Origin of the sequence: Tabrizicola sp. M-4 (assembly GCF_051132405.1) — a bacterium.
Taxonomy (GTDB): domain Bacteria; phylum Pseudomonadota; class Alphaproteobacteria; order Rhodobacterales; family Rhodobacteraceae; genus Paragemmobacter.
Genome location: NZ_CP128606.1, coordinates 3828344 through 3851288, shown reverse-complemented (window position 1 = coordinate 3851288; position 22945 = coordinate 3828344). Strand labels below are relative to the sequence as shown.

Here is a 22945-nt window from a genome sequence, read left to right as displayed (position 1 = left end):
GGTCAGGCCCTCCGCGACACCCTGACCTGCAGCCAACCAAGGACCAGCGCGATCAGGAGGAGGATGACGGACATGGCATTGGCATAGCCCATGTTCCCGAGGTTGAAGGCCTGCAGGTAGACATAGGTGCCCAGAACCTGCGTCGCGTTGGCGGGCCCGCCGAGGGTGGTTGCGTAGATCAGGTCGAAGGCCTTGAACCCGCCGATGGTGGTGATGAGGATGGCGACGACCAGAACGTTGCGGATCTGCGGCAGGGTGATGAGGAAGAAGGCTGTAATCCCCTTTGCCCCGTCCAGTGTGGCGGCCTCGTGGATCTCTTTCGGGATGCCCTGAAGTCCGGCAAGGATGAGCACCATCATGAAGCCGGTGTATTGCCATGCGGCAATGAGCAGGATCACCCACATGGAGATCATCGGATCGCCGAGCCAGCCCAGCTTGGGCGGAGTTAGGCCTGCCGATTGGATGAGGGTGTTCAGGACGCCCACGTTGGGGTCGAGGATCACCTGCCAGATGACGGCGACGGCGACGGCGGACACCACCATCGGAGCAAAGATGATGGTGCGGAACACGGTCGTTCCGCGGGGAAGCCCACGGTCCAGAATCGCCGCGAGGATGGTGCCGAAGCCGACCTGCAGTACGATGGAGCCGACGACGATGAAGATGTTGTTGCGCAGTGCGACCCAGAAGACCGGATCGGCCATCGCGCGGCTGTAGTTCGACAGTCCGGCGGGAACCCATACCTGCGAGGTGATGCCGAAGCTGTGGAAGGAACCGATGATCGCCAGCAGGGCCGGGATGAAGATGAACACCGTGCAGAGCCCCATCGCCGGGAGGAGCAGGATCAGCGCGCTGGCAGCCTTGCCCATCGGCGCGGCTTTCGGTCGGTCGGGGTTGCGTGTCATGGTGATCCTGTCCGGGCAGAGACCTAGGGCGGCCCCCCGCGAGGGAGAGGCGCAGGGGGCCGCCCGTTGTCAGGCCGTCACTGTGCCGCCTTGGCGGCCAGAGCGGCGGCCCGGATCGACTCCATGGCCTGCTGCGGGGTCATGGTGCCGTTCAGTATTTCGGTGCCCGCGTCCAGATAGGCATTGGCGACCGACGCCTCGACCTCGACGTCGATGACGTTGTACTGCACTGCCAGAGAGGTCATGTCGGCGGCCATCCAGCGGAACTGTTCGGTAACCTTGGCCTGATCCAGCAGGGACGCATCCGACGGGATCGCGCTGAGCAGTTCCGCCCGCAAGGCACCCACCTCGGCGGAGACAAGGTGGCTTGCCCAGTCAAGCGCCTCTTTCGGATGCGCGGTCTTTGCCGATATCTGCACGCCTTCGGGGACGACCATGTTGGAATTGCCGTCCGACTTGCCACCCTCGATCGGGGGGAAGCGGAACATCGAATAACCTGTATAACCCTCGCTGTCGAAGATGCCGCCACACCATGTGCCGCAGAAGATCATGGGCGACACCTCGGACGAGAACATGGACCGCGATACTTCCGGCGTCGTGGCGTTGGGCGCATCCTGGAAGCAGCCGGCCTGTTGCAGTTCCAGAACCTTCTCCCATGCCGTTGCATAGCCGGGATTGGTGAAGAGCTGGTCATCCGGCGCAGTGAGGGCGTAATCGGCGCGCAGGGCATCGTTGCCCATGACGCGTTCGTTGATGACGGTGATGTAGTGGTTCATCTTCCAGCGCTGCGAATTGCCCAAGGGCAAGGGCACGATTTCGGGGTCGATGGCGCGGATGTCGCGGCAAAGTTGCAGCAGCCCACCAAAGCTGGACGGTGGTTTCAGGCCGTGTTCGGCGAAGAAGCCGGTGTTGTAATAGAAGTACTTGGACACCGCATTTGCGGGTGCGCCATAGATCTTTCCGTCGCGGGAGAAAGCGCCAAGCCAGCCTTCGGAAAGGGTCGTTCCGAATTGACCATCCGCTGTGGCCCCTTCGGTGAGGTCGAGGACCAGACCGTCACGGATCAGGCGCTGTGCATCTTCGCCTGACCAGTTGAAGAACACATCCGGCCCGTCCGAACCGACCAGCGCCACCTGAAGGCTGGTCTTGTAGGCCTCGCCGTCCTGCACCTCCAGCACGATGTCGACATTCGGATGCGTCTTCTGGAAGCTTTCCTCGGCGGCGGCGTAGAATTCCTCGATCCCGGTTCCGCTGAGCGCCCACATCCGGAGTGTGACGGGTTCCTGTGCGCTGGCCAGTGACGGCAGGACCGTCGAGGCAATAGCCATTCCGGCGAGCGCCGCACGCGCCCGCATGGCAGTCTTCAATCCAGTCATGCCTTTTCCTCCACTGAGAACAGAATGGTGACGCAACAGCGTCCCGTGCCGGTTGTTCCGGTCTTCATCTCGAATCGAAACGTTTCGATAAGAGTAGGAGGTGTCTTGAGGACGATTCTGTCAAGTAGTAACTGACATGTTAGTTTGAATGGGCAATCATCTCTTAATAAAAGAAAAGGGAAGGTATCGGATTGACCTTGCCGTGGACAGGCAGGAAGGATTAGCATGAACTGACTATCGAAAGGGTTCGATAAGTGGCGACGATCCGAGATGTCGCGGGGATTGCGGGGGTGTCGATCTCCACCGTTTCCCTGGCCCTTAACGCGCCTTCCCGTGTCAGTGCGGAAACCCGCCGCAAAGTGGAGGCGGCGGCGCGGGAGGTGGGGTTTTCGGCCAACCCCATCGCGCAGAGCCTGAAGCGCGGAAAATCGCGGTTGATCGGCCTTGTTGTGGCGGACATCACCAACCCTTTCTTCGGCCGCCTGCTGCGCGAGATCGAAAGCTGTGCAGCAGAGGCGGGCTATATGGTCGTGATCAACGATACCCATGCGTCTGCGGAGCAGGAGCGGGCGATCCTGACCTTGCTGGAAGGGCAGAAGGCGGCGGGGGTGATCCTGTCGCCGCATGGCACGGGGGAGGCGCACCTGGACCTGATCCGGAACCTTTCGATGCCGGTCGTCCTGTTCGACCATCGGCTGGAGGGGCTGGAGGCGGATTATGTAGGGACCGACAATCATCTTGCCGCGGCGGTTCTGACCGAGCATCTCATTCGTCTGGGGCACCGTCGCATCGCGTGGATCGGCGGATTGTCGGGTGTCTATACGGCGGAGCGGCGACGTGAAGGCTATGAGGCCACGCTGCGCGCACATGGGTTGCAGGTGGACCCTGCTCTGATCGTCGAGGGTCGTTACACCGGCGAGGGGGGATATGCGGCGGCGCTGCACCTTTTGACGCGGTCGGAGTGCCGGCCGACGGCGATACTTGCGGCCTCCAACTTGATGGCCATAGGGGCGTTGCAGGCGTGCCGGGAGTTGGGAATCGCCTGCCCTGCCGAGGTGTCGTTGGCGGGAATCGATGACGTGCCGTGGTCTGACGTGATCACGCCGCGCATCACCTGCGCCGTACAGCAGATCGACGAGATGGCACGCACGGCCTGCCGGATGCTGATGGAGCGGATACAGGGCACCTCATCCGAAACGATCCCGCCGCGCGACCATGTCTTTACGCCGCGCTTTGACATCCGGGCATCGACCGCCGCACCACGCGAAGGGTGATCGCGAAGTCTCGTGTCTTGTGCCAATCGATGCTGGATTGCAGTGGTGAGCCCGACAGGATTCGAACCTGTGACCCACTGATTAAAAGTCAGTTGCTCTACCAACTGAGCTACGGGCCCACGAGCGGGGTGATTAGTTGCCGCGCGCGGGGGGGTCAAGGGCAAAAAAGCTTGGGTCTGGATAAAGTTGGGGGGCGGGCGTATATGGGCGGGCATGATGGAAAAGCGCGCCCCAGAGGGTCTGGCCTTCATGAAAATGCATGGGCTGGGCAATGACTTCGTGGTTTTCGACTCGCGCGGGCGCGGGGCGGTGACGACGCCTGCGCTGGCGCGGGCGTTGGGGGACCGGAATCGGGGGGTCGGGTTCGACCAGCTTGCGGAAATCCGCGATGCGGAGGGGGCGGATTTCGCGCTGGATTTCTGGAACAGCGATGGCAGCCGCGCGGGGGCCTGCGGGAACGCGACGCGCTGCGTGGCGGATTACATGATGCGTCAAATGGGGCGCGAGGCGGTGACGCTGGTCACAGCGCGCGGCGGGCTGTCGGCGGTGCGGCGGGATGACGGGCTGGTGTCGGTGAACATGGGCGCGCCCGTACTTGACTGGCGGGAGGTGCCGCTGGCGCGAGAGGTGGATGTGCAGCACCTGCCTCTGGAGGGCGATCCGGTGGCGGTGGGGATGGGGAACCCGCATGCGGTGTTCTTTGTGCCGGATGCCGAGGCGGTTGATGTGGCCGGGCGCGGACGCGCGGTGGAGCATGACCCGCTGTTTCCGGCGCGGACGAATGTGGAGTTTGCCTCGGTCGTCGGTCCTGATCACCTGCGGATGCGGGTCTGGGAGCGGGGGACGGGGATCACCTTGGCCTGCGGGTCGGGCGCCTGTGCGACTGCCGTAGCCGCGCATCTGCGGGGGCTGACGGGGCGGCGCGTGGTGATGGATGTGGATGGCGGGCGGCTGGAGCTGGACTGGCGCGCGGATGGGGTCTGGATGACGGGTCCTGTTGCGCATGTATTTGACGGCTGGCTGACGCCTGCGTTTCTGGCGGCTGCGGGATGAGCGCGCCGGTTTTCGCAACGCTGGGCTGCCGTCTGAACGCATATGAGACGGAGGCGATGAAGGAGCTTTCCGCCGCTGCCGGCGTGGAGAATGCGGTCATCGTGAACACCTGCGCCGTGACGGCGGAGGCGGTGCGGAAGGCGAAGCAGGAAATCCGGCGTTTGTCGCGGGAGAATCCGGGGGCGACGATCATCGTCACGGGATGCGCGGCGCAGACGGAGCCGGAGACGTTTGCGGCGATGCCCGAGGTCGCGCGGGTGATCGGCAATCACGAGAAGATGCAGGCGGAGACTTGGGCGGGGTTGAAGGCGCCGGACCTGATCGGGGTGACCGAGAAGGTGCAGGTCGATGACATCATGTCCGTCAAGGAGACGGCGGGTCATCTGATCGACGGTTTCGGGCGGCATCGGGCCTATGTGCAGGTGCAGAACGGGTGCGACCATCGCTGCACGTTTTGCATCATTCCCTATGGGCGCGGGAATTCGCGGTCGGTTCCGGCTGGCGTCGTGGTGGAGCAGATCAAGCGGCTGGTGGACAAGGGGTTCAACGAGGTTGTTCTGACCGGGGTGGACCTGACGTCCTGGGGGGCGGATCTGCCCGCGCAGCCCCGGCTGGGTGATCTGGTGATGCGGATTTTGCGGCTGGTGCCGGATCTGCCGCGTTTGCGGATTTCGTCCATCGATTCGATCGAGGCGGATGAGGCGCTGATGGGGGCCATCGCGACGGAGCCGCGCCTGATGCCGCATCTGCATCTGTCCTTGCAGGCGGGGGATGATCTGATCCTGAAGCGGATGAAGCGGCGGCATTTGCGGGATGACGCGATCCGCTTCTGCGAGGAGACGCGGCGGTTGCGGCCCGACATGGTCTTCGGCGCGGATATCATCGCGGGCTTCCCGACGGAGACGGAGGAGATGTTCGCGCGGTCAGTCGATCTGGTGCGGGAGTGCGGGCTGACCTTTCTGCATGTCTTCCCGTTTTCGCCCCGCAAGGGGACGCCCGCCGCGCGGATGCCGCAGGTCCGGGGGCCGGAGATCAAGGAGCGCGCGGCGCGGTTGCGGGCGTTGGGGGATGCGGCGCTGGCCTCGCATCTGGCGGCGCAGGTAGGGGTTGCCCATCGCGTGCTGATGGAAGGGCCGCGCATGGGGCGGACAGAGCAGTTCACGGAAGTGGAGTTCGGCGCGGATCAGCCGGAGGGGCAGATCGTGACCGCGCGGATTACGGGCTTTGCGGGCGGGCGGTTGGTCGCCTAGCGGCGGATCGTGTCACCCGGTTGCAGGGTGGGGAAGAGTTCGATCACCTCGCCCCCGATGGTGCCTTCATGTTTGCCCGCGATGATTTCTGCCGCGCGGCGGCCGATCTCGAGGCGGCAGGCGTCCATCGTGGCAAGGCGGCGGGGCAGGCCGTCGAGGAGTTCGACGCCGTTGAAACCCGCAAGCCCGACCTTTCCGGGGACGTCGATGCCTTTCTCAAGGCAGTAGAGCAGCCCCCCCGCGCCGATCATGTCGTTGGAAAAATAGATGAAATCGATGTCGGGCGTGCGCTTGAGGACAGTGTCCGTCATCTCGCGCCCCTTCAGGAGGGCGGAGCCGCCGGAATAGAATTCGCGGTCGGCGAGTTCCAGCCCCGCCTTGCGGAGCGCGTCTTCAAAGCCCTGAAGGCGTTTCTTGGCGCGGTGGTCATAGGGCATCATCGTGCCGCAGAAGGCGATGCGGCGGTAGCCTGCGGCGATGATCGCCTCGGCCATTTGCCGCCCCGCGCGGCGATGGGAGATGCCGACGGCGCTGTCCACGGCCTCGCCGTCGATGTCCATGATCTCGACGATGGGGATGCCCGCCTGCGCCAGCATGGCGCGGGAGGCTTCGGTATGTTCCAGCCCCGCGACGATCATGCCGGAGGGGCGCCATGACAGCATCTCGTAGATCACCGTTTCCTCGCGTTCAGGCGAGTAGTTGGTGACGCCGACGACGGGTTGCAAACCGGTATCCTCCAGCGTGTCGGAGATGCCGGTGAGGACTTCGGGGAAGACCATGTTGGACAGCGACGGGATCACCACGCCGACAAGGTTGACGCGTTGCGAGGCAAGCGCGCCTGCGATCTTGTTCGGGACGTAACCCAGCGACCGCGCCGCCTCCAGCACGCGTTCGCGGGTCGCGTCAGAGACGTCACCGCGGTTGCGCAGGACGCGGCTTACCGTCATCTCGCTGACGCCCGAGGCCTCGGAGACGTCGCGGAGGGTAAGCGTGCGCCTTGGGTCAAGGACGGGGGGTTTGGTCACGGGGTCGGTCCTGCCTGCGGTGGTTGGTTCTTTGTTAGCCCTAAACTTCCCCCTTGTCCAAGGGACGATCTTGGGGTAATGTTACCGCTAACAGCCTGAGTGCTGAAACATATCCTGCGCGTCCTGCAAGCTCTCAACCCAGACGCAACGGACCCGAGGGGGGAAGTGGTGGGCCAAAAATTCACTTCCCCCTTTTTCTTTTACTGACAGTCCCAAGGTTGCGCAGACTGGCGTTTTCGCGCATCAAGGCGGGCGTGCGGTCCCGTAGCTCAACGGATAGAGCGTCCCCCTCCTAAGGGGAAGGTTGCAGGTTCAAGTCCTGCCGGGATCGCCAGTTTCCGAAGGTCGGATTCGTGGAACGTGTGGGCGGGTGTCGCATTGACCCTCTGGCCTTTCGCGCGCGTGATGGGGGCAAGCGAAGGAGGCCCCCATGACGACCGTGGTGGAAGAGATCGGCGGAGAGCCGGTCGTGCGTGCGCTGGTGGAGCGGTTTTACGACATCATCGAGACGGCACCCGAAGGGGCGCGGATATTGGACCTGCATTTTCAGGGGCACGGGCTGGCGCATGTGCGGGTGGAGCAGTTCGGATTCCTGTGCGGGTTCTTTGGCGGGCGGAGGTATTACGCCGAACAGCATGGGCATATGAACCTGCGGGAGATTCATGCGCATGTTCCAATCCGGGTGCAGGATGCCGAGGACTGGCTAGGCTGCATGCAGCGGGCTTTGGATGACACGGGAATCCACGGCCCCGCCCGCGTCCGGATCGACACGGCCTTCGACCGTGCCGCCCGGATGTTGGTGAACGCCTAGAAGTCGAGGTTTTCGACGTTCAGCGCGTTCTGCTGGATGAAGTCGCGGCGGGGTTCGACCACGTCGCCCATCAGCTTGGTGAAGATGTCGTCGGCCTCGGCCAGATCGTCCACCTTGACCTGCAAGAGCGTGCGCGCGTCGGGGTCCAGCGTGGTTTCCCAAAGCTGTTCGGGGTTCATCTCGCCCAGACCCTTGTAGCGTTGCAGGGAGAGGCCCTTTTCGCCCTCGGTCAGGATGGACTTGAGCAGGTCGGTCGGGCCATGCACCAATTGCTCGCGGTCCTTGCGGATGAGGCGGGCAGGATCGCGGTAGTATTCGCGCTGCGGGGCGGTGATGGAGGAGAGCTTGCGCGCTTCGCCCGACCGCAGGACAGCGCCGTCGAGGGTGCGGAGTTCCTCCACCCCGCGCAGGATGCGCGAGAGGCGGATGCCGTGGTCCTGCGTGATGCGGCCGGTCCAGCCCTTTTCGTATTCGGCGGCGACGAGGTCGAGGCGGCGCGCGACCTGATCGGCGACGGCCTGAAGGTCGGCATCGGCGCGGCCGGGGTCGAAGGCGCCTGCGATGGCGGCCTGTTCGAGGATGTTGCGTGGGTAGTGCGTCGGGAAGGCATCCAGCACGCGGCGGAAGCTGCGCGCCCCTTCGACGACGCGGGCGAGGTCTGCGCCTGCGATCTCCTGCCCGTCGTTCAGGCGGAGGACGGCGCCTTCGATGCCCATTTCGACGAGGTAGTCTTCCAGCGCGGCCTGATCCTTGAGGTAGACCTCGGACTTTCCGCGCGAGACTTTGTAGAGCGGGGGTTGGGCGATGTAGAGGTAGCCGCCTTCGATCAGTTCCGGCATCTGGCGGAAGAAGAAGGTGAGCAAGAGCGTGCGGATATGCGCGCCGTCCACGTCGGCGTCGGTCATGATGACGATCTTGTGGTAGCGCAGTTTCTTGATGTCGAATTCATCGCGCCCGATTCCGGTGCCGAGCGCGGTGATGAGGGTGCCGATCTCCTGCGACGAGAGCATGCGGTCGAAGCGGGCGCGTTCGACGTTCAGGATCTTGCCGCGCAGGGGAAGGACGGCCTGATTGGAGCGCGAGCGGCCCTGTTTGGCGGAGCCACCGGCCGAGTCACCCTCCACCAGGAAGAGTTCGGACTTGGCGGGATCGCGTTCCTGGCAGTCGGCCAGTTTGCCGGGGAGGGAGGCGACGTCCAGCGCCGTCTTGCGCCGCGTCAGTTCACGCGCCTTGCGGGCGGCTTCGCGGGCCAAGGCCGCCTCGATGATCTTGCCGACGATGATCTTGGCGGGGCCGGGGTTTTCTTCGAACCATTCGGCCAGCTTTTCGTTCACGAGGTTTTCGACGGCGGGGCGGACTTCGGAGGAGACCAGCTTGTCCTTGGTCTGGCTGGAGAATTTCGGGTCCGGAACCTTGACCGAGAGGACGCAGGTCAGCCCTTCGCGGGCGTCGTCGCCGGTGAAATCGACCTTTTCCTTCTTCGCGATGCCCGACGACTGCGCATAGGCGTTGATGGTGCGGGTCAGCGCGCCGCGGAAGCCCGCCAGGTGGGTGCCGCCGTCGCGTTGGGGGATGTTGTTGGTGAAGGGAAGGACGGCTTCGTGGTAGCTGTCGTTCCACCACATCGCGACTTCCACGCCGATGCCGTTCTTTTCGCCCACCATGTAGATGGGTTCGGACATGACGGACTGCTTGGAGCGGTCGAGGTATTTGACGAATTCCTTCACGCCGCCTTCGTAGAAAAGCTCGGTATGCAGGGGTTCGGCGGGGCGTTCGTCTTCGATGATGATGCGGACGCCGGAGTTCAGGAAGGCCAGTTCCCGCAGGCGGGTTTCCAGCGTCTTGAAGCTGTAGTCGAGGTTGGAGAACGTGCCGTCGGGGCGGTTGGTCTTGGCGCTGGCGAGGAAGCGGACTTCGGTGCCGCGCATGCCGGGGGCGGGGCCGACCTCATGCACGTGGACCGTGCATTCGCCGTCTTCGAAGCGGGCGCGGTATTCGGTGTCGTTGCGCCAGACGGTCAGTTCCAGCCATTCCGACAGGGCGTTCACGACCGACACGCCGACGCCGTGCAGGCCGCCGGAGACCTTGTAGGCGTTGCCGCTGTCGTCGGTGTTGTTGAATTTCCCGCCCGCGTGCAGCTGGGTCATGATGACTTCGGCTGCCGACACGCCCTCTTCGGGGTGGATGTCCACGGGGATGCCGCGGCCGTTGTCGCGGACGGAGACGGAGCTGTCGGCGTGGATTTTCACGGTGACGGCGGTGGCGTGGCCTGCCAACGCCTCGTCAATCCCGTTGTCGACGACTTCGTAGACCATGTGGTGCAGGCCCGACCCGTCGTCGGTGTCGCCGATATACATGCCGGGGCGTTTACGAACCGCCTCCAACCCCTTGAGAACCTTGATGGAATCAGCGCCGTATTCGGCGGCTTTCTTCGCGGCTTCGGCCATGCGTCGGGCATCCCTTGAATTGCCCGCGATTTATAGCGGGGTGGGTGGGGAATGTCACGCCTTGGGCACAAGATATTGGGCCTAGGTGAAGGGAATGACGAGGCCCACGAGGATGAGGAGGATACCGGAGCCGATGTTCAGGCGACGAACGGCGGCAGGGCTGGAAAGCAGGCGGCGCGCGCGGTCGAGGAACCATGCAAGGCCGAGGTTGCCGATCATCGGGACGAAGGCCGAGATGCAGATGATGGCGATGATGTCGGGGGTGGTGAGGGCGCCGAGGTCGAAGAAGCCCGGCAAAGCGCCCATGTAGAAGAGGATCGCCTTGGGATTTCCGATCACCGCCGCGACGCCGACGGAGAAGCCGGCCCAGAGGCCCGGTTTCGTCAGGCGCGAGTCGGCGTTCATCGTGGCGGCGGGTTTGCGGATGAGCATGACGCCCATGAAGATGAAGATGACGGAGGCGACCCAGCGCAGGACCGTCAAATAATCGCCATAGGCGGAATGGACCCATGACAGACCGAGGATCGCCATGAGCGGCCAGATCAGATCGCCAAGCGCCACGCCCACGGCCAAGGGCCATGCGCCCGCCATTCCGCCCGACAGGGCGCGGGCCGTCAGCGCCACCCAGACGGGGCCGGGAACGGCCCAGAGCGCGGCCATTCCGCCTGCATAGAGAAGGAGTTGGTAGGCGGTGACTGTCATTTCTGTTCCGGGAGGGTGAGGGTGCCGTCGGGAGAAAGCGGCCAGAAAGGATTCATCGCGACTTCCCAGACGTGCCCGTCACGGTCGGCCCAATAGCCGGAATAGCCGCCCCAGAAGACTTTTTCCGGAGCCTTCAAAGCGGTTGCGCCAGCGGCGAGGGCGGCGGCGAAGGCGGCATCCACCTCTGCCTCGGTGGCGAAGTTCTGGGCGAGGGTTGTGGCACCCGTGCCGAGGGGGGTGTCGGGGCGGCCTTGATCCTTGGCGAGGTCGGCCATGCCGAACAGGGCGAGGGCCTGACCGTGAAGTTGGAAGAAGGCGACGCCCGGTTGGCTTTCGGGATGTTCCTGCCAGCCGAGGCGGGCGTAGAAGGCGCGCGCGGCGGCAAGATCGCGGGTGCCGAGCGTGATGAGGGTGATGCGCTGGGGCGTCATGATGCGGTGGTTTCGGTGACCTTGGACATGCCGCTTTCCTCTGCGACCGTGAAGCTTTGCGCCCTGTTTCCCAGACTGTCAAACAGGCCGGGTTCCGTGCCGGTCATCAGGGCCTGCGCGCCAAGGGCGCAGATTTCGTCATAGAGGGCGGCGCGGCGGTTCTGGTCGAGATGGGCCGCGACTTCGTCGAGCAGCAGGATGGGCGGTGAGCCGAGATCGGCGGCAAGCGCACGGGCATTGGCCAGGATGAGCGAGATCAGCAGTGCCTTCTGTTCGCCGGTGGAACATTGGTCGGCAGGGGCCCCCTTGGCGGTGTAGATCGCGGCAAGGTCGGCACGGTGGGGGCCAAGAAGTGTGCGCCCGGCGGCCATGTCGCGGCGGCGGTTCGCGGCAAGGGCGGGGGCGAGGTCTTCGGGGATGTCTTCGCCCTCGGGGCCGATCAGCGACAGGTCAGCGGCGGGGAAGGCGGTTTCCGCCCCCGCCTGCGCTGCGGCGATGCGGGCAAGGGCGTGCTGGCGGTTGGCGGTGATCTGGGATGCGGCCTCGGCCATCTGCGATTCCAGCGCGGTGTACCAATGTGGGTCCTGCACCATGTCCTTCAGCAGGCGGTTCCGGTCGCGCATGGCCTTTTCAAAGGCGAGTGTCACCTCGGCATGGTCAGGGGCGAAGCTGAGGGTGAGGCGGTCAAGAAATCGGCGGCGGCCTTCGGCGGCCTCGATCCACAGGCGGTCCATCGCTGGGACGAGCCAGAGGACGCGCAGGATGCGGGCAAGGGCGGTCTGCGGCGCGGCCTTGCCGTCGATGCGCGTCTGGCGGGCATCGGTGCCTTCGGCGAAGGTTTCCAATTCGTGGAAGGGGGCGGTGGTTTCGGCGCGGATCTTCCAGCCGATGGCATCGGGTTTTCGGGCGAGGTCTTCCGTGGCGGCACGGCGCAGGCCGCGACCGGGGGAGAGGAGGGAGACGGCTTCGAGGATGTTGGTCTTACCGGCGCCATTCGGGCCGGAAATGGCCACGGGCCGCCCGTCCAGTTCCAGCCGCGCGGCGCGGTGGCTGCGGAAATGGGAGAGGGTGAGGGTGGAGATCGTCAGCGCCATGCGAACCGATTAGCGGCAAGTGGGGCCGCGAACAAGAAAGCCCCGCGCAGGGCGGGGCTTTGACTTTGGCATGCAGGGAAAGTCAAACCCGCATCGGCATCACGACATAGACCGCGCTGGTGTCATTGCCTTCGCGCATCAGCGTCGGGTCGCCGGAGGAGTTGAACAGGAAGACGGCATTCTCGCGGTCGACCTGGCTTGCGATTTCCAGAAGGTATTTTGCGTTGAAGCCGATTTCGAGGCGCTCATCGCCATAGGCGACAGCGAGTTCCTCTTCTGCCGCGCCGCTGTCGGGGGCGTTGACGGAGAGGATCAGGCGATCCTCGTCGAGCGAGAGTTTCACGGCGCGCGAGCGTTCGGAAGAGACGGTGGCGACGCGGTCGACGGCCTTGGCGAATTCGGTCGCGTCCACCTCCAGTCGGCGGGTGTTTCCGGTGGGGATGACGCGGGTGTAATCGGGGAAAGTGCCGTCGATGACCTTGGAGGTCAGGGTGATGGCCGGGGTGGCGAAGCGGACCTTGGTTTCGGAAACCGAGACGGCGATGGAGGCATCATCCTCGTCCAGAAGCTTGCGCAGTTCACCCACTGTCTTGCGCGGGACAATCACGCCCGCCATGCCCTGCGCGCCTTCGGGAAGGGTTGTGTCGATGCGGGCAAGGCGGTGGCCATCGGTCGCCACGCAACGCAGGACAGGGCCGTCTTCGCCGGTGGCGGTGTGCATGTAGACGCCGTTCAGGTAATAGCGCGTCTCTTCGGTGGAGATGGCGAATTTCGCCTTGTCGAAGAGGCGGCGCAGATCGGCGGCCTTGGCCGAGAAGTTCGTCGTGTATTCCGACGAGGCCATGACCGGGAAATCCTCACGCGGCAGAGTGGCGAGGCTGAAGGTGGAGCGGCCTGCGGTGATGGTCAGGCGGCCGGATGCGCCGTCCTCGGACAGGTTGACCAACGCGCCATCGGGGAGTTTGCGCACGATTTCATGCAGCATCACCGCCGAGACGGTTGTGGCTCCGGGGCGTTCCACCATGGCGGCGGCACGGTCCACGACCTCGATATCAAGGTCGGTGGCGCGGAAACTGACCTGTGCGCCGTCGGCTTCGATCAGGACATTGGCGAGGATCGGGATGGTGTTGCGGCGTTCCACGACGGATTGCGCCTGTGCCAGCGCCTTGAGCAGCGTGCCGCGTTCGATCGAGAGTTTCATCTGGTCCATCCCATGCTCTTGCCCCGGTCGGGGATACGGAAATTAGCCGTTTTGGGGCGGTTCACAAGCGGTTTGCCGCCTGTTGCCGCCGCTTTTTGCGTTCCTTGCGAACGAAACCCCATCGTTCATACGGGGGAAGGGCGCGGAACGCGCCCAACCGATTTTTCGCAGAAAAATCGTCACCGTTCGCGCAAGGCTTCCGTCCCGCGCCAGAGCGGCTTGGTCAGATAGGTGAGGATCGTCTTGCCTCCGGTCTGGAACTCGACCTCGGCCTGCATGCCGGGGCGGATGGAAAGGCCCTTTTGCCTTTCGGTCAACTGGCCGAGATCGACGCGGAGTGTGACGCGGTAATGCGGTTCGGCGTCGCGTGCCCGCTCGTCGCGGAAGGTATCGGCCGAGACGAAGGTGACGGTCGCGGGCAGGGTACCCCAGATCGTGTAGTCATAGGCCGAGAGTTTCACCGTGGCGGTCTGGCCCTCGCGCAGAGCGGCGATATCGGCGGGTTTGACCTTTGCCTCGACGAAGAGGCCGCTGTCGAGCGGGATGATCTGCAGGATCTCTTCGCCCGGGCGGACGACGCCGCCGATGGTGGTGACGGCGATGCGGTTGACGATGCCGCGCAGCGGCGCCGTGAGGGTGGTGCGGGAAAGCTGGTCCTGCGAAAGCTTCAGCCTTTGGCGCAGCGAGGCGAGGTCTGACTGCGTCTTGGCGTAGTCGTCGGCGCGAGAGAGTTCCGCCTGCGTCGTGATCTCGTCCAGGCGGGCACGGGCATCGGCGCGGGCCTTTTCGGCACGGGTCAGTTCGATTTCCGGGGCGAGGCCGCGGTCGGCCATGCGGCGGATCATGTCTTCCTCTTCCTCGGCCTGTGCCAGAACGGCGCGGGCGCCTTGCAGGCGGGAGGCAAGGTCGGTGCGGCGGGCGGCTAGGAGGGCGCGTTCGGAGGCAACGATGTCAGGCACGCGCGCGGCAAGGGTTTCGGGCGTGGCGAAGTCGTCCTGCCCGGCGATCTCGGCCTCCAGCCGCAGGCGGCGGATGTCCAGCGCGGCGATCTGGTCGGTCAGGTCGTCGACGGCGGATTGGTATTGCGTGCCGTGCAGGCGGCCCAGAATCTGACCTGCCTCCACCGTGTCGCCTTCGGCGACGTTGAGTTCGGCGAGGATCCCGCCTTCGAGGTTCTGGATGATCTGCGGGCGCGAGGAAGGGACGATCTGGCCGGGTGCGCGGACGATCTCTTCGACCCATGCGAAGGCCGCCCAAAGGAGGAAGGCGGCGACGGTGGCCCCGATCAGCAGCACGGTGCGCGAAGGGGCGGTGCGCTGCAGCGGGGGATCAAAGGTGGACAGCGTCACTTTGCGGCCCGTGCGAGATGGGCGAGGACGGCATCGCGGGGCCCGTCCACGGCAAGGCGGCCGTTCTGCAGGATGAGCGTGCGGGATGTGAGCGAGAGGATCGGCACGCGATGGGTGGCGATAAGCGCGGTTCGTCCCTGAAGCCAATGCGATAGGCGCGAGATGAGGGTGGTTTCCAGCGTCTGATCCAGCGCGGCGGTGGGTTCGTCCAGCAGCACGACGCGCGGGTCCTGCAGCCAGAGGCGGGCCCAGCCGATGGACTGGCGCTGGCCGACGGAGAGACCCTCGCCCATTTCACGGATCTCCAGATCGAGGCCGTGGGGATGGCTGCGGATGAAGGGGCCGAGACCCGCGAAATCCAGCGCGGCAAGAAGGCGGTCGTCATTGCGTTCAAGATCCGACAGGATCAGGTTGTCGCGCAGGCTGCCCGAAAAGAGCCGGACCTCCTGCCCCAGATAGCCGACATGGCGGCGCAGGTCGCGCGGGTGGATCTGGCCGATATCCAGCCCGTCCAGCATGATGCGCCCGCCGCCGGGTTCATAGAGGCCCGCGAGCAGCTTGAGCAGCGTGGACTTGCCCGAACCGTTTGCGCCAAGGATGGCCGCGTGCTGCCCTGCCGGGATGGCCAGTGCGGGGACGTCCACCGAAGGGGCGGCGTCCGGGGCATAGCGGAAGGTCAGTTCGCGCAGGTCGAAGCTGCCGGTGACGGTTTCGCGGCGGATGTAGCGGCGGGCGGGATCTTCCTGCTGCTTCGCCTCGGCGATGGCCTCCAGCCCCTTGAGGGCAGCCTTGACCTGCGACCAGCGGGCGAGGGTCGCTGCAAGCTGGGAAAGGGGGGCGAGGGTTCGGCTGGTCAGCATGGAGACGGCGATGATCGTGCCCACGGTGAAGCTGCCCGCAAAGACCATGTAGGTGCCGATCAGGATGGTAGCGATGTAGGTCGCCTGCTGCACCCCTTGCGCCCATGAGGACAGGAGCGTGGTCAGGTGCCGTTGGTCCGAGGCGCGCAAGGCGGACAGGGCGACCAGTTCCCCCCAGAGGCGGCGGATGCGGTCCTGCCCGCGCTGGGTGGTCAGGGTTTCATGTTCGAAGACCGCTTCGTAAAGCAGTTTCGCGGCGCGGGTGTTGGCACCCTGCGTGGAGTTCGTGAGCGCGATCATCCGCGATTGCAGCAGGAGGCCAGGGGCGACCATGATGACTCCGCCCAGAACCAGTACCCAGACGAGATTGCCGCCGATCATCGCAACAAGGGCGAGGAAGATGATGAGGAAGGGCAGGTCGGCCAGCGTTCCGATGGTGGAGGCGGTGAAGAATTCGCGGACGGAACCGAAATCGCGCATCGCGCCGAAGACCTGTGAGGGCTGGCGTTCGCCGGGGGCGGCGCGCATGCCCAGCAGGCGCTGCATCAACCTGTCCTGAACGGAGAGTTCGATCTTGCGCCCCGTATTGTCCATCAGTGCGGCGCGGGCGATGCGCAGTGCCCCGTCGAAGGCGATGGCCAAGAGCGCGCCCAGTGTGAGGACCCAGAGGGTGGATTCCGACTGGTTGGGGATGACGCGGTCGTAGATCTGCAGCGCATAGAGCGCGATGGCCGTGGCAAGGATGTTGGCGGTGAGGGAGGCCGCTGCCACCTCGGCCATGGGGCGGCGATGGGCGCGGAATTCGGACCAGAACCAGTGGGGCATGGCCTCTGGCTCGGCATGGCGGGCCTCTACTTCGGCGAAGGGAAGGCGGGCACGCAGGACCCAGCCGCCATGGTGGGGGATGAATTCCGAAAGTGGGACATCGGCTGTGCGGTCGGGAGTAGTGGGATCGAAGAGGGTGACCGTCTCGGCATCGCGGGACAGGATCAGGACGATTTGGCCGGTCGACATCTCGGCCAGCGCCGGAAGCGCCCCGAGGGCAGGGTCGTGATCGAGCGCGACGGAGTAGCCCGCGCGGCGGAAGGCGGCTGAGAGGTGGTCGAGCCCCGGCTTTTCGGGTGCGCCAGTTGTGACCAGCAAGTCGACGACATCGGAGGTGAGCAGTTTGCCTCCGATGCGGGCGGAAAGGACCGAGGCCAGTTCGGCGCGGGCGCGCAGGGTTGCGGGGGCCTGTGGCGGAGCGGCGGGAGCGAAGAGGTTCGGGGCAGGCTGGGCGGCCCGCGCGGGGTGCATGTCGAAGGAGATGACGCGCGGGGATTGGCCTGTCGTCACAGCCGCGCCCCATCGATCAGGGCACCGGCATCGCGGGCGAGTTCCAGTTGAAGCCGGGCGATTTCGTAGACGAGCGCGGCCTGATCCCGTTCGAGCCGCGCGGCGGCGGCGGTCTGGGAGGTGAGGTCGGTCAAGCTGCGGCGACCGATGCGGTATTGTTCGGCATAAAGGTCGAGATTGCCGAGCGTCTGGCGCAGCACGGCCTGCCCCTGCGCCTGCCGGGTGCGGAGTTGGGCGATGCGTCCCTGCAATTCGATGCGGCGGCGGTCTGCCGTCTGGCGGGCTTCGGCCTGCTGACGGGCGACGAGGTTGGGTGTGGCCCCGGCAGCCTGCAGCACGGCGCGGTTGCCAAGACCAAGGCGGAGACCCCCTGCGGAAAGGCCGGGGGTCACGCCATCCTCGGAAAGGGTGGCATTGGCGGAAAGGCCCGGCAGGGCATTGGCGCGGGTGATGCGCGCCTCGGCCAGAAGGCGCGCGCCCTCGGCCTCGGCCCGGAGGATGGAGAGGGCGTCGTTGTTCGGCGCGTCGGGGAGGGGATCGAGGCCGGAGAGGGTGACGGGAAGGGCCTGCCCGGAGAGTGCTGCGAGATCTGCCAATGCCTGACGGCGGGATTCGTCGTCGCTGGCCTGCGTGGCCTGCATTTCGGCGAGGGATTGGGCGATGATCTGTTCTTCGGTGCGATCGGACAGGCCGCCTTCGATGCGGGCAGTGACAATGCCGTGGAATTCGGCAAGGCGCGCGGTCGCGCGGCGGGCGATTTCGCCCTGCGCGCGGGACTGTTCGGCGGTGAGGTAAAGCGACAAGCCTTCGAAGGCGCGGGCGTTCTGACGGGTGGAAAGGGTGACGGCTGCAAGGTCGAGTTCGGCGGCGGCGCGGGCGCGTTCGGCCTTGCGGCGGCCATGGTCGATGAGGGGTTGGTCGATCACCAGTTGCGCGGCGAGGCCGGACAGGGAGGTGAGCGTCAGCGTGGGGGTGACGCTGGGCCAGATATTGCGCGATGCTGCCTCGGCCCGCAGGCGCGCAAGGCCGAGTTCGGCGGGTTCGACGCCGGGGCTGTTGGCCTGAACGGCAGAGGCGATGCGGGCGAAGGTGCCGTTGGGCGGCAAGAGGCTGCGCCGCGCGGCCAGCGTGGCGATGATGGGAGATGCGGTGCTTCCATCCGGGGAAAGCCGTTGGAGGAGGGCAGGGTCAGAGGGTGCGAAACCTGCGCCTTGGGCGGCCCGGCCGGGCGGCTGCAACCCGCCCTGACAGCCGGACAGAAGCACCGCCACGGCCAAGAGCGCCCTTGCGAAAAGCGGGGAGGGAGCGGCAGGGGCCGCTTTGGCCGATGGGGTTGGGCATGGGCGGCGGCGGGGGATCATGGCGCTTGCGTCAGATCACCAACCTGTGGACGTCATCTTCCAGCAGGATGCGCGCGCCGGAATCGCCAAGGGTGTAGATGTCGTAGGCCTGACCGTTGATCGTTTCGCGGACGGGTTGGCCGTTGACATCGCGCAGCGTGACCGTGTCGTTGCCGTCGCCCTTGATGATGAGGGTCTGGTCGGGGCCCGTGAGCGATTCAAGCTGGTCTGCCGTGATCGTCAGCCGCGCATTGGGCGCGCGGGTCAGGTCGATGGCCGAGAAGTCGAAGGTTTCGAGCCCCTCGCGGTTCAGGTTCACCTCTACGCCCGTGGAGGTGTTCTTGATGAAGAGGGTATTCGCATCGTTCCCCGCCGCGTCGCGGGTGTTGATCACGAGGTAGCTTCCGTCGGGAACAATTTGGCCGTTGAGGAAGGAGAAACGATCTTCGTTAAAGTCCGCATCAAAGGTTTCGCGGGCCGTGATGGCTTCGGGTGCCCCGGTCGCACCCACGCGGAAGAAGCTGTATTGATCTGTTGTGGCAGACGTTGTGATGCCACGGTAGCCGCCATCCACATCCTCAGCTCCGAAAACACGCGGCGTTGACGGGGCGATGGTGTCCACGTCGATGGTCTTTTCGAAGGGACCGCTGACATTCCCCGCCGTATCGGTGGCGGTGACGGAGATGGCAACCGCGCGGTTGCCGTTCAGTTCGCCTGTGGGGATCTGCGCCGCGGTGAAGTTCACGGACCAGTTTCCGTTGTCGTCGGCGACGTCGGTCAGGGTATGGACCTGATTGGTGATCGGGTTGCGCAGTGTGACGCTCACCGTCGCGCCCGCCTCGGCCCGGCCTTCGACGGGAAGGCCGATGGCATGTTCGCGGGCGTTCAGGATGTTGTCCGTGCCTGTGCCAAGGCGGATGTCGGCACCGTTGAAATTGGCGACGACGGTGTCGATGGCGATGCTGCGTTCCAGCGGCAGCGGAGTTGTGTTGCCCTGCGCGTCAGTGGCCGTCGCACGGATGGTTGCCGTCTGCGCGGCGCCCTGCGGCAGGGCTTCGGCGGGAAGGTTGAAGGTCCAGGTTCCGCCACGGGTCTGGTCGGCTGGGATGGTGTAGGACTTGTTGGTTTCCACCACATGGATGGTGACGGTGGCACCCGGTTCCACGGTGCCCTGAACGGGCAGGCCGCCGCTGCGTTCGGTGGCGTTCAGGACTGCAGCGTCGCGTGGACTGTCGGGGGTGGCGCCCAGTTGCAGATCGGGCGCGTCGAAGGTGAAGTTGCCGATCTGTGTGTCAACGGTGAAGGTGCGGGTCACATCCGGCGTGCTGCTGCGGTTCTCGGCGGCGTCGATGGCATAGGCGGTGATGGTGGCCTGTTGGCCATGGGTAAGGCCCTGCAGATCGGCGCTGGTGAAGTTGTAGAACCAAGTGCCGTTGTCGGCGACGAGGGCTGGGCCGTAGTCCCTGCCGTTCAGGTTCAGGAAGATGCGCGCGCCTGCCTCGCCCGTGCCGTCGAGGGTGAAGCCTGCGGTTTGCTCGGCCCCGGAAAGGATCTGGTCACTGCCAACGGGGGATTGTTCGACGGTCAGCGCGGTTTCGAGGTCGATCCGGACGGGGCGCGTTGTGAAGTGGCTGTTGTTGGCTGCATCCCATGCGGTGACGCGGATTTCCGACATCTGTGATGCGGCGGCTACCCCGGCTGGGAATGGGACGGACCATGTGCCGTTGCCGTTCAGGGTGGCTTGGTAGGTTTGGCCTAACCACTGCACCTCTACCCGCGTGACATCGGCGGGGGCGGTGCCGGTGAGGGTAAGGGTGCCCCGCGATTCCTGCAGGTTAACCACGTTGTCACCCGCGAAGCCCGCGTCGATGGCGACGGACATCTGCGTGTCGACACGAAAGGAGCCGGATCGTTCGGTCGGGTTGCTAGCGGCATCGACGGTGCGGGCGGTGTAGCTGTAGGTGCCATCGGTGAGCGTGTTTGCAGCTATGGAATGGGACCAGACGCCGTCGCCATTCGCGGTGAGGGTGATGGGGGCGGCCATCCCTTGAATCGTCAGGGTTACGGTCGTGTTCGGCGTCGCGGTTCCGCCGATGAGTACGGCGGATTCGCTTTCCGTCTTGTTCACCACATTGTCGCCCGCGACGGAGGTCAGCGAAAGCGGTGGGGCGATGGTATCCAGAACGATGGTTTCGGTCAGCGGGGTACCCACATTCCCGAGGCGGTCGGTCGCGACGATGGTCACGGTCTGGCTACGCTCTCCGCCCGCGATTTCCTGCTGGGTGAAGGTGATGGTCCATGTGCCATCGGGGTTCATTGTGGCGGGCCGGGTGATCGCGCCGGGGGTGCCGGGGGTGCCGAGGGTGACATTGACCGTTGCGCCGGCCTCGCTGGTGCCGGAGAGCGTGACGCCGTTGGCGTATTCTTCGAGGTTTTCGACATCGCCAGTCGACTGCGTGCCAGAGGTGGCTGCGACGTTGGGGGGCGTCATGTCGATGACGAAACCACCGCCGGTAAGCGTGGTTGTCGTGCCGCCGCCGGTGAAGGTGGCGGTCACGGTGTGCGTGCCGTCAAGCGGCAGGGTGGGGCCGGAGAAGCCCGCCGTCCATGTGCCATCAGGGGCGACAGTCACCGTCTGGCTGCGGGTGCCGATGGTGACGGCGACGCTGTCGCCGGGGATTCCCGTGCCTGTGACGGTGATCGTCGGATCGGTTGTGTTGGTGGTGATCGTGGTGCTGGTGCCTTCGCCTGCGATTGCGCGGGTATAGGTCGGGCCACCGCCACCGCCACCTCCGCCACCGCCGATGATCAAGCCGCCGCCGATGATCGCGGCGCCCGCCGCGCCAGCGCCGCCTAGGCCGAGGAGGGCAGGGGCGAAGATGCCCATTCCGGCGGGATCATCCTCGCCGGTGCCTGCAAGGGCGACGACGGGATCGCTGTCGCCGAAACGAAGGTCGTCGAGCGGGCTCCACTTTTCGCCGCCTGCGGCGAGGGAGTAGCCGGGGATCAGCGTTCCGTTCATGCCCGGCGACAGGGCAACCTCGGAAATCATGCCATCGGAGGAGAGATAGAGATGCTTTGGCACATCGGCGGCGTCGAACCAATCGGCCACTGTGATGGTGCGCCCGTCTGACAATTCGATCAGCAAGTCGCTGCCGGACTGTTTGTATCCGATAACCGATTGCGGACTGATGTTCAGCGAGAGGCTGTCGCCCATCCCGGATTGGATGAAGCTGCCGCCGCCCGGCCCCGCCACATTGCCATAGGTCGTGCCGCCCGCTGCCGTGCGGACGGCGAAATCAATCGCCGAACTCATTACATCACTCCGCCTCAACCGCCGGAAAATGTGCCGGCGCACCGCTCTTGACTGGCCCTTTTGGTGGGCCTTGCAAAAACGCATACCCCCTTTCGGGTGCTGATTCCAGTGTTTTCGAATCAGTCCGTCGTGGAATGCCGCAGATGGGCGGCAGGATATGGCGGAAAAGACTCAGCGCAGGCGTTGGCCTGCCGCATCGAAATGGAAGGCGCGGGAGGCGTCAGGGGACAGGTGGACGGGTTCGTCCACGCTGTAATCATGTTCCCCGAACAGGCGCACGGTCAGCAGGCCGTGGGGATCGGTGCGGACATAGACCAGCGTTTCGCCGCCCAGTTTTTCGACATGGGAAACGGTGCCGGGGATGGTGCCGTGGTCGCGTGACAGGGTCAGGTGTTCGGGGCGGATGCCGGTGGTGTCGCCGCGCTCGCCCAGCGCGGCAGATTTCAGGAAGTTCATCTGCGGGCTGCCGATGAAGCCCGCGACGAAGGTGTTGGCGGGGTTGTTGTAAAGTTCCATCGGGGAGCCGGTCTGTTCCACGATCCCGGCGCGCAGGACGACGATCTTGTCGGCCAACGTCATGGCTTCGACCTGATCATGGGTGACGTAGACCATCGTCGCACCCAGTTCGCGGTGGAGGCGCGCGATCTCGATCCGCGTCTGCACGCGCAGCGCGGCGTCGAGGTTCGAGAGCGGTTCGTCGAAGAGGAACAGCTTCGGCGTCCTGACGATGGCGCGGCCGATGGCGACCCGCTGGCGCTGGCCGCCCGACAGTTCGGCGGGGCGGCGGTCGAGATAGGGTTCGAGGGCGAGCATGGAGGCCGCGCGGGCGGTGGCTTTGTCAATCTGCGCCTTGGGTTCGCCGGCCTGTTTCAACGCGAGGGACATGTTGTCCCGCACGGTAAGGTGGGGATAGAGCGCGTAGGTCTGGAAGACCATGGCGATTTCGCGTTTCGCCGGTGCCTCATCCGTGATGTCGCGGCTGTCCAGCGTGACGGTACCGGAGGAGACATCCTCCAGTCCCGCGATCATGCGCAGGAGGGTGGATTTCCCGCAGCCGGAGGGTCCGACGAAGACGCAGAATTCGCCTTCGTTCACATGCAGGTCGACGCCCTTGATGACATCGGTCTTGCCGAAGGATTTGGTGACTTTGGACAGCGTCAGCGCACCCATGGGCAGGTC

At 65.3% G+C, this 22945-nt stretch carries 17 protein-coding genes and 2 tRNA genes; 5 read left to right on the top strand and 14 right to left on the bottom strand.

Annotated features, from left to right (window positions below):
* Positions 1-2: 2 nt before the first annotated feature.
* Positions 3-902 (bottom strand): carbohydrate ABC transporter permease, encoded by a 900-nt coding sequence (locus TabM4_RS18820; protein WP_434615987.1) that lies wholly within the window; start codon positions 900-902, stop codon positions 3-5.
* A gap of 77 nt (positions 903-979) precedes the next feature.
* The gene (locus TabM4_RS18815) at positions 980-2278 is read right to left on the bottom strand and encodes an ABC transporter substrate-binding protein (RefSeq protein WP_434615984.1); all 1299 of its coding nucleotides are present in this window, start codon (positions 2276-2278) and stop codon (positions 980-982) included.
* A gap of 254 nt (positions 2279-2532) precedes the next feature.
* Here TabM4_RS18815 and TabM4_RS18810 point away from each other — a divergent pair, with 254 nt between their 5' ends.
* Positions 2533-3552 carry a LacI family DNA-binding transcriptional regulator gene (locus TabM4_RS18810; protein ID WP_434615981.1) on the top strand — a complete coding sequence of 340 codons (1020 nt, stop codon included), beginning with the start codon at positions 2533-2535 and terminating at the stop codon, positions 3550-3552.
* A gap of 43 nt (positions 3553-3595) precedes the next feature.
* Here the strand turns inward: TabM4_RS18810 and TabM4_RS18805 are convergent.
* Positions 3596-3671: transfer RNA gene (locus tag TabM4_RS18805), tRNA-Lys, on the bottom strand.
* 94 nt (positions 3672-3765) lie between these two features.
* Between TabM4_RS18805 and dapF the strand changes: the two genes are divergently transcribed.
* Together dapF and mtaB are read left to right on the top strand one after the other, a co-directional pair.
* On the top strand, positions 3766-4605 hold the full coding sequence (dapF, locus tag TabM4_RS18800; protein ID WP_434615978.1) for a diaminopimelate epimerase: 840 nt from the start codon (positions 3766-3768) through the stop codon (positions 4603-4605).
* Positions 4602-5855 carry a tRNA (N(6)-L-threonylcarbamoyladenosine(37)-C(2))-methylthiotransferase MtaB gene (mtaB, locus tag TabM4_RS18795; protein ID WP_434615975.1) on the top strand — a complete coding sequence of 418 codons (1254 nt, stop codon included), beginning with the start codon at positions 4602-4604 and terminating at the stop codon, positions 5853-5855. The genes dapF and mtaB overlap by 4 nt, the downstream gene beginning before the upstream one ends.
* Here the strand turns inward: mtaB and TabM4_RS18790 are convergent.
* Complete coding sequence (locus TabM4_RS18790; RefSeq protein WP_434615972.1) at positions 5852-6880, bottom strand: LacI family DNA-binding transcriptional regulator; 1029 nt, start codon at positions 6878-6880, stop codon at positions 5852-5854. The two genes, mtaB and TabM4_RS18790, sit on opposite strands and share 4 nt — an antisense overlap.
* Positions 6881-7138: 258 nt before the next feature.
* On the opposite strand from TabM4_RS18790, the gene TabM4_RS18785 reads away from it, so the two are divergent.
* A tRNA-Arg gene (locus TabM4_RS18785) sits at positions 7139-7214 on the top strand.
* 96 nt (positions 7215-7310) lie between these two features.
* Positions 7311-7691, top strand: coding sequence for a cyanoglobin (locus TabM4_RS18780; RefSeq protein WP_434615969.1), 381 nt, complete (start codon positions 7311-7313; stop codon positions 7689-7691).
* Here the strand turns inward: TabM4_RS18780 and gyrB are convergent.
* The 10 genes from gyrB to TabM4_RS18730 all read right to left on the bottom strand — a co-directional run bounded on the left by gyrB (position 7688) and on the right by TabM4_RS18730 (position 22936).
* Positions 7688-10138 carry a DNA topoisomerase (ATP-hydrolyzing) subunit B gene (gyrB, locus tag TabM4_RS18775; protein WP_434615966.1) on the bottom strand — a complete coding sequence of 817 codons (2451 nt, stop codon included), beginning with the start codon at positions 10136-10138 and terminating at the stop codon, positions 7688-7690. The genes TabM4_RS18780 and gyrB overlap by 4 nt on opposite strands.
* Before the next feature lie 81 nt (positions 10139-10219).
* Entirely contained in the window at positions 10220-10840 is a 621-nt protein-coding gene (locus tag TabM4_RS18770) for a LysE family translocator (RefSeq protein WP_434615963.1), read from the bottom strand.
* Complete coding sequence (locus tag TabM4_RS18765) at positions 10837-11271, bottom strand: VOC family protein (RefSeq protein WP_434615960.1); 435 nt, start codon at positions 11269-11271, stop codon at positions 10837-10839. The genes TabM4_RS18770 and TabM4_RS18765 overlap by 4 nt, the downstream gene beginning before the upstream one ends.
* Positions 11268-12365, bottom strand: coding sequence for a DNA replication/repair protein RecF (recF, locus tag TabM4_RS18760; RefSeq protein ID WP_434615957.1), 1098 nt, complete (start codon positions 12363-12365; stop codon positions 11268-11270). The genes TabM4_RS18765 and recF overlap by 4 nt, the downstream gene beginning before the upstream one ends.
* 82 nt (positions 12366-12447) lie before the next feature.
* Complete coding sequence (gene dnaN, locus TabM4_RS18755; protein WP_434615954.1) at positions 12448-13566, bottom strand: DNA polymerase III subunit beta; 1119 nt, start codon at positions 13564-13566, stop codon at positions 12448-12450.
* Positions 13567-13745: 179 nt separating this feature from the next.
* Positions 13746-14909, bottom strand: a complete 1164-nt coding sequence (locus TabM4_RS18750) for an HlyD family efflux transporter periplasmic adaptor subunit (protein ID WP_434622175.1) — start codon at positions 14907-14909, stop codon at positions 13746-13748.
* A gap of 2 nt (positions 14910-14911) precedes the next feature.
* A complete protein-coding gene (locus TabM4_RS18745) occupies positions 14912-17110 on the bottom strand; it encodes an ATP-binding cassette domain-containing protein (RefSeq protein WP_434615951.1) in 2199 nt (732 codons plus the stop codon).
* Positions 17107-18381 carry a TolC family protein gene (locus TabM4_RS18740; protein ID WP_434615948.1) on the bottom strand — a complete coding sequence of 425 codons (1275 nt, stop codon included), beginning with the start codon at positions 18379-18381 and terminating at the stop codon, positions 17107-17109. The genes TabM4_RS18745 and TabM4_RS18740 overlap by 4 nt, the downstream gene beginning before the upstream one ends.
* A gap of 100 nt (positions 18382-18481) precedes the next feature.
* Positions 18482-21766: an Ig-like domain-containing protein gene (locus TabM4_RS18735; RefSeq protein ID WP_434615945.1), complete on the bottom strand. Its 3285-nt coding sequence runs from the start codon at positions 21764-21766 to the stop codon at positions 18482-18484.
* A gap of 171 nt (positions 21767-21937) precedes the next feature.
* Positions 21938-22936: an ABC transporter ATP-binding protein gene (locus tag TabM4_RS18730; protein ID WP_434615942.1), complete on the bottom strand. Its 999-nt coding sequence runs from the start codon at positions 22934-22936 to the stop codon at positions 21938-21940.
* Positions 22937-22945: the final 9 nt, after the last annotated feature.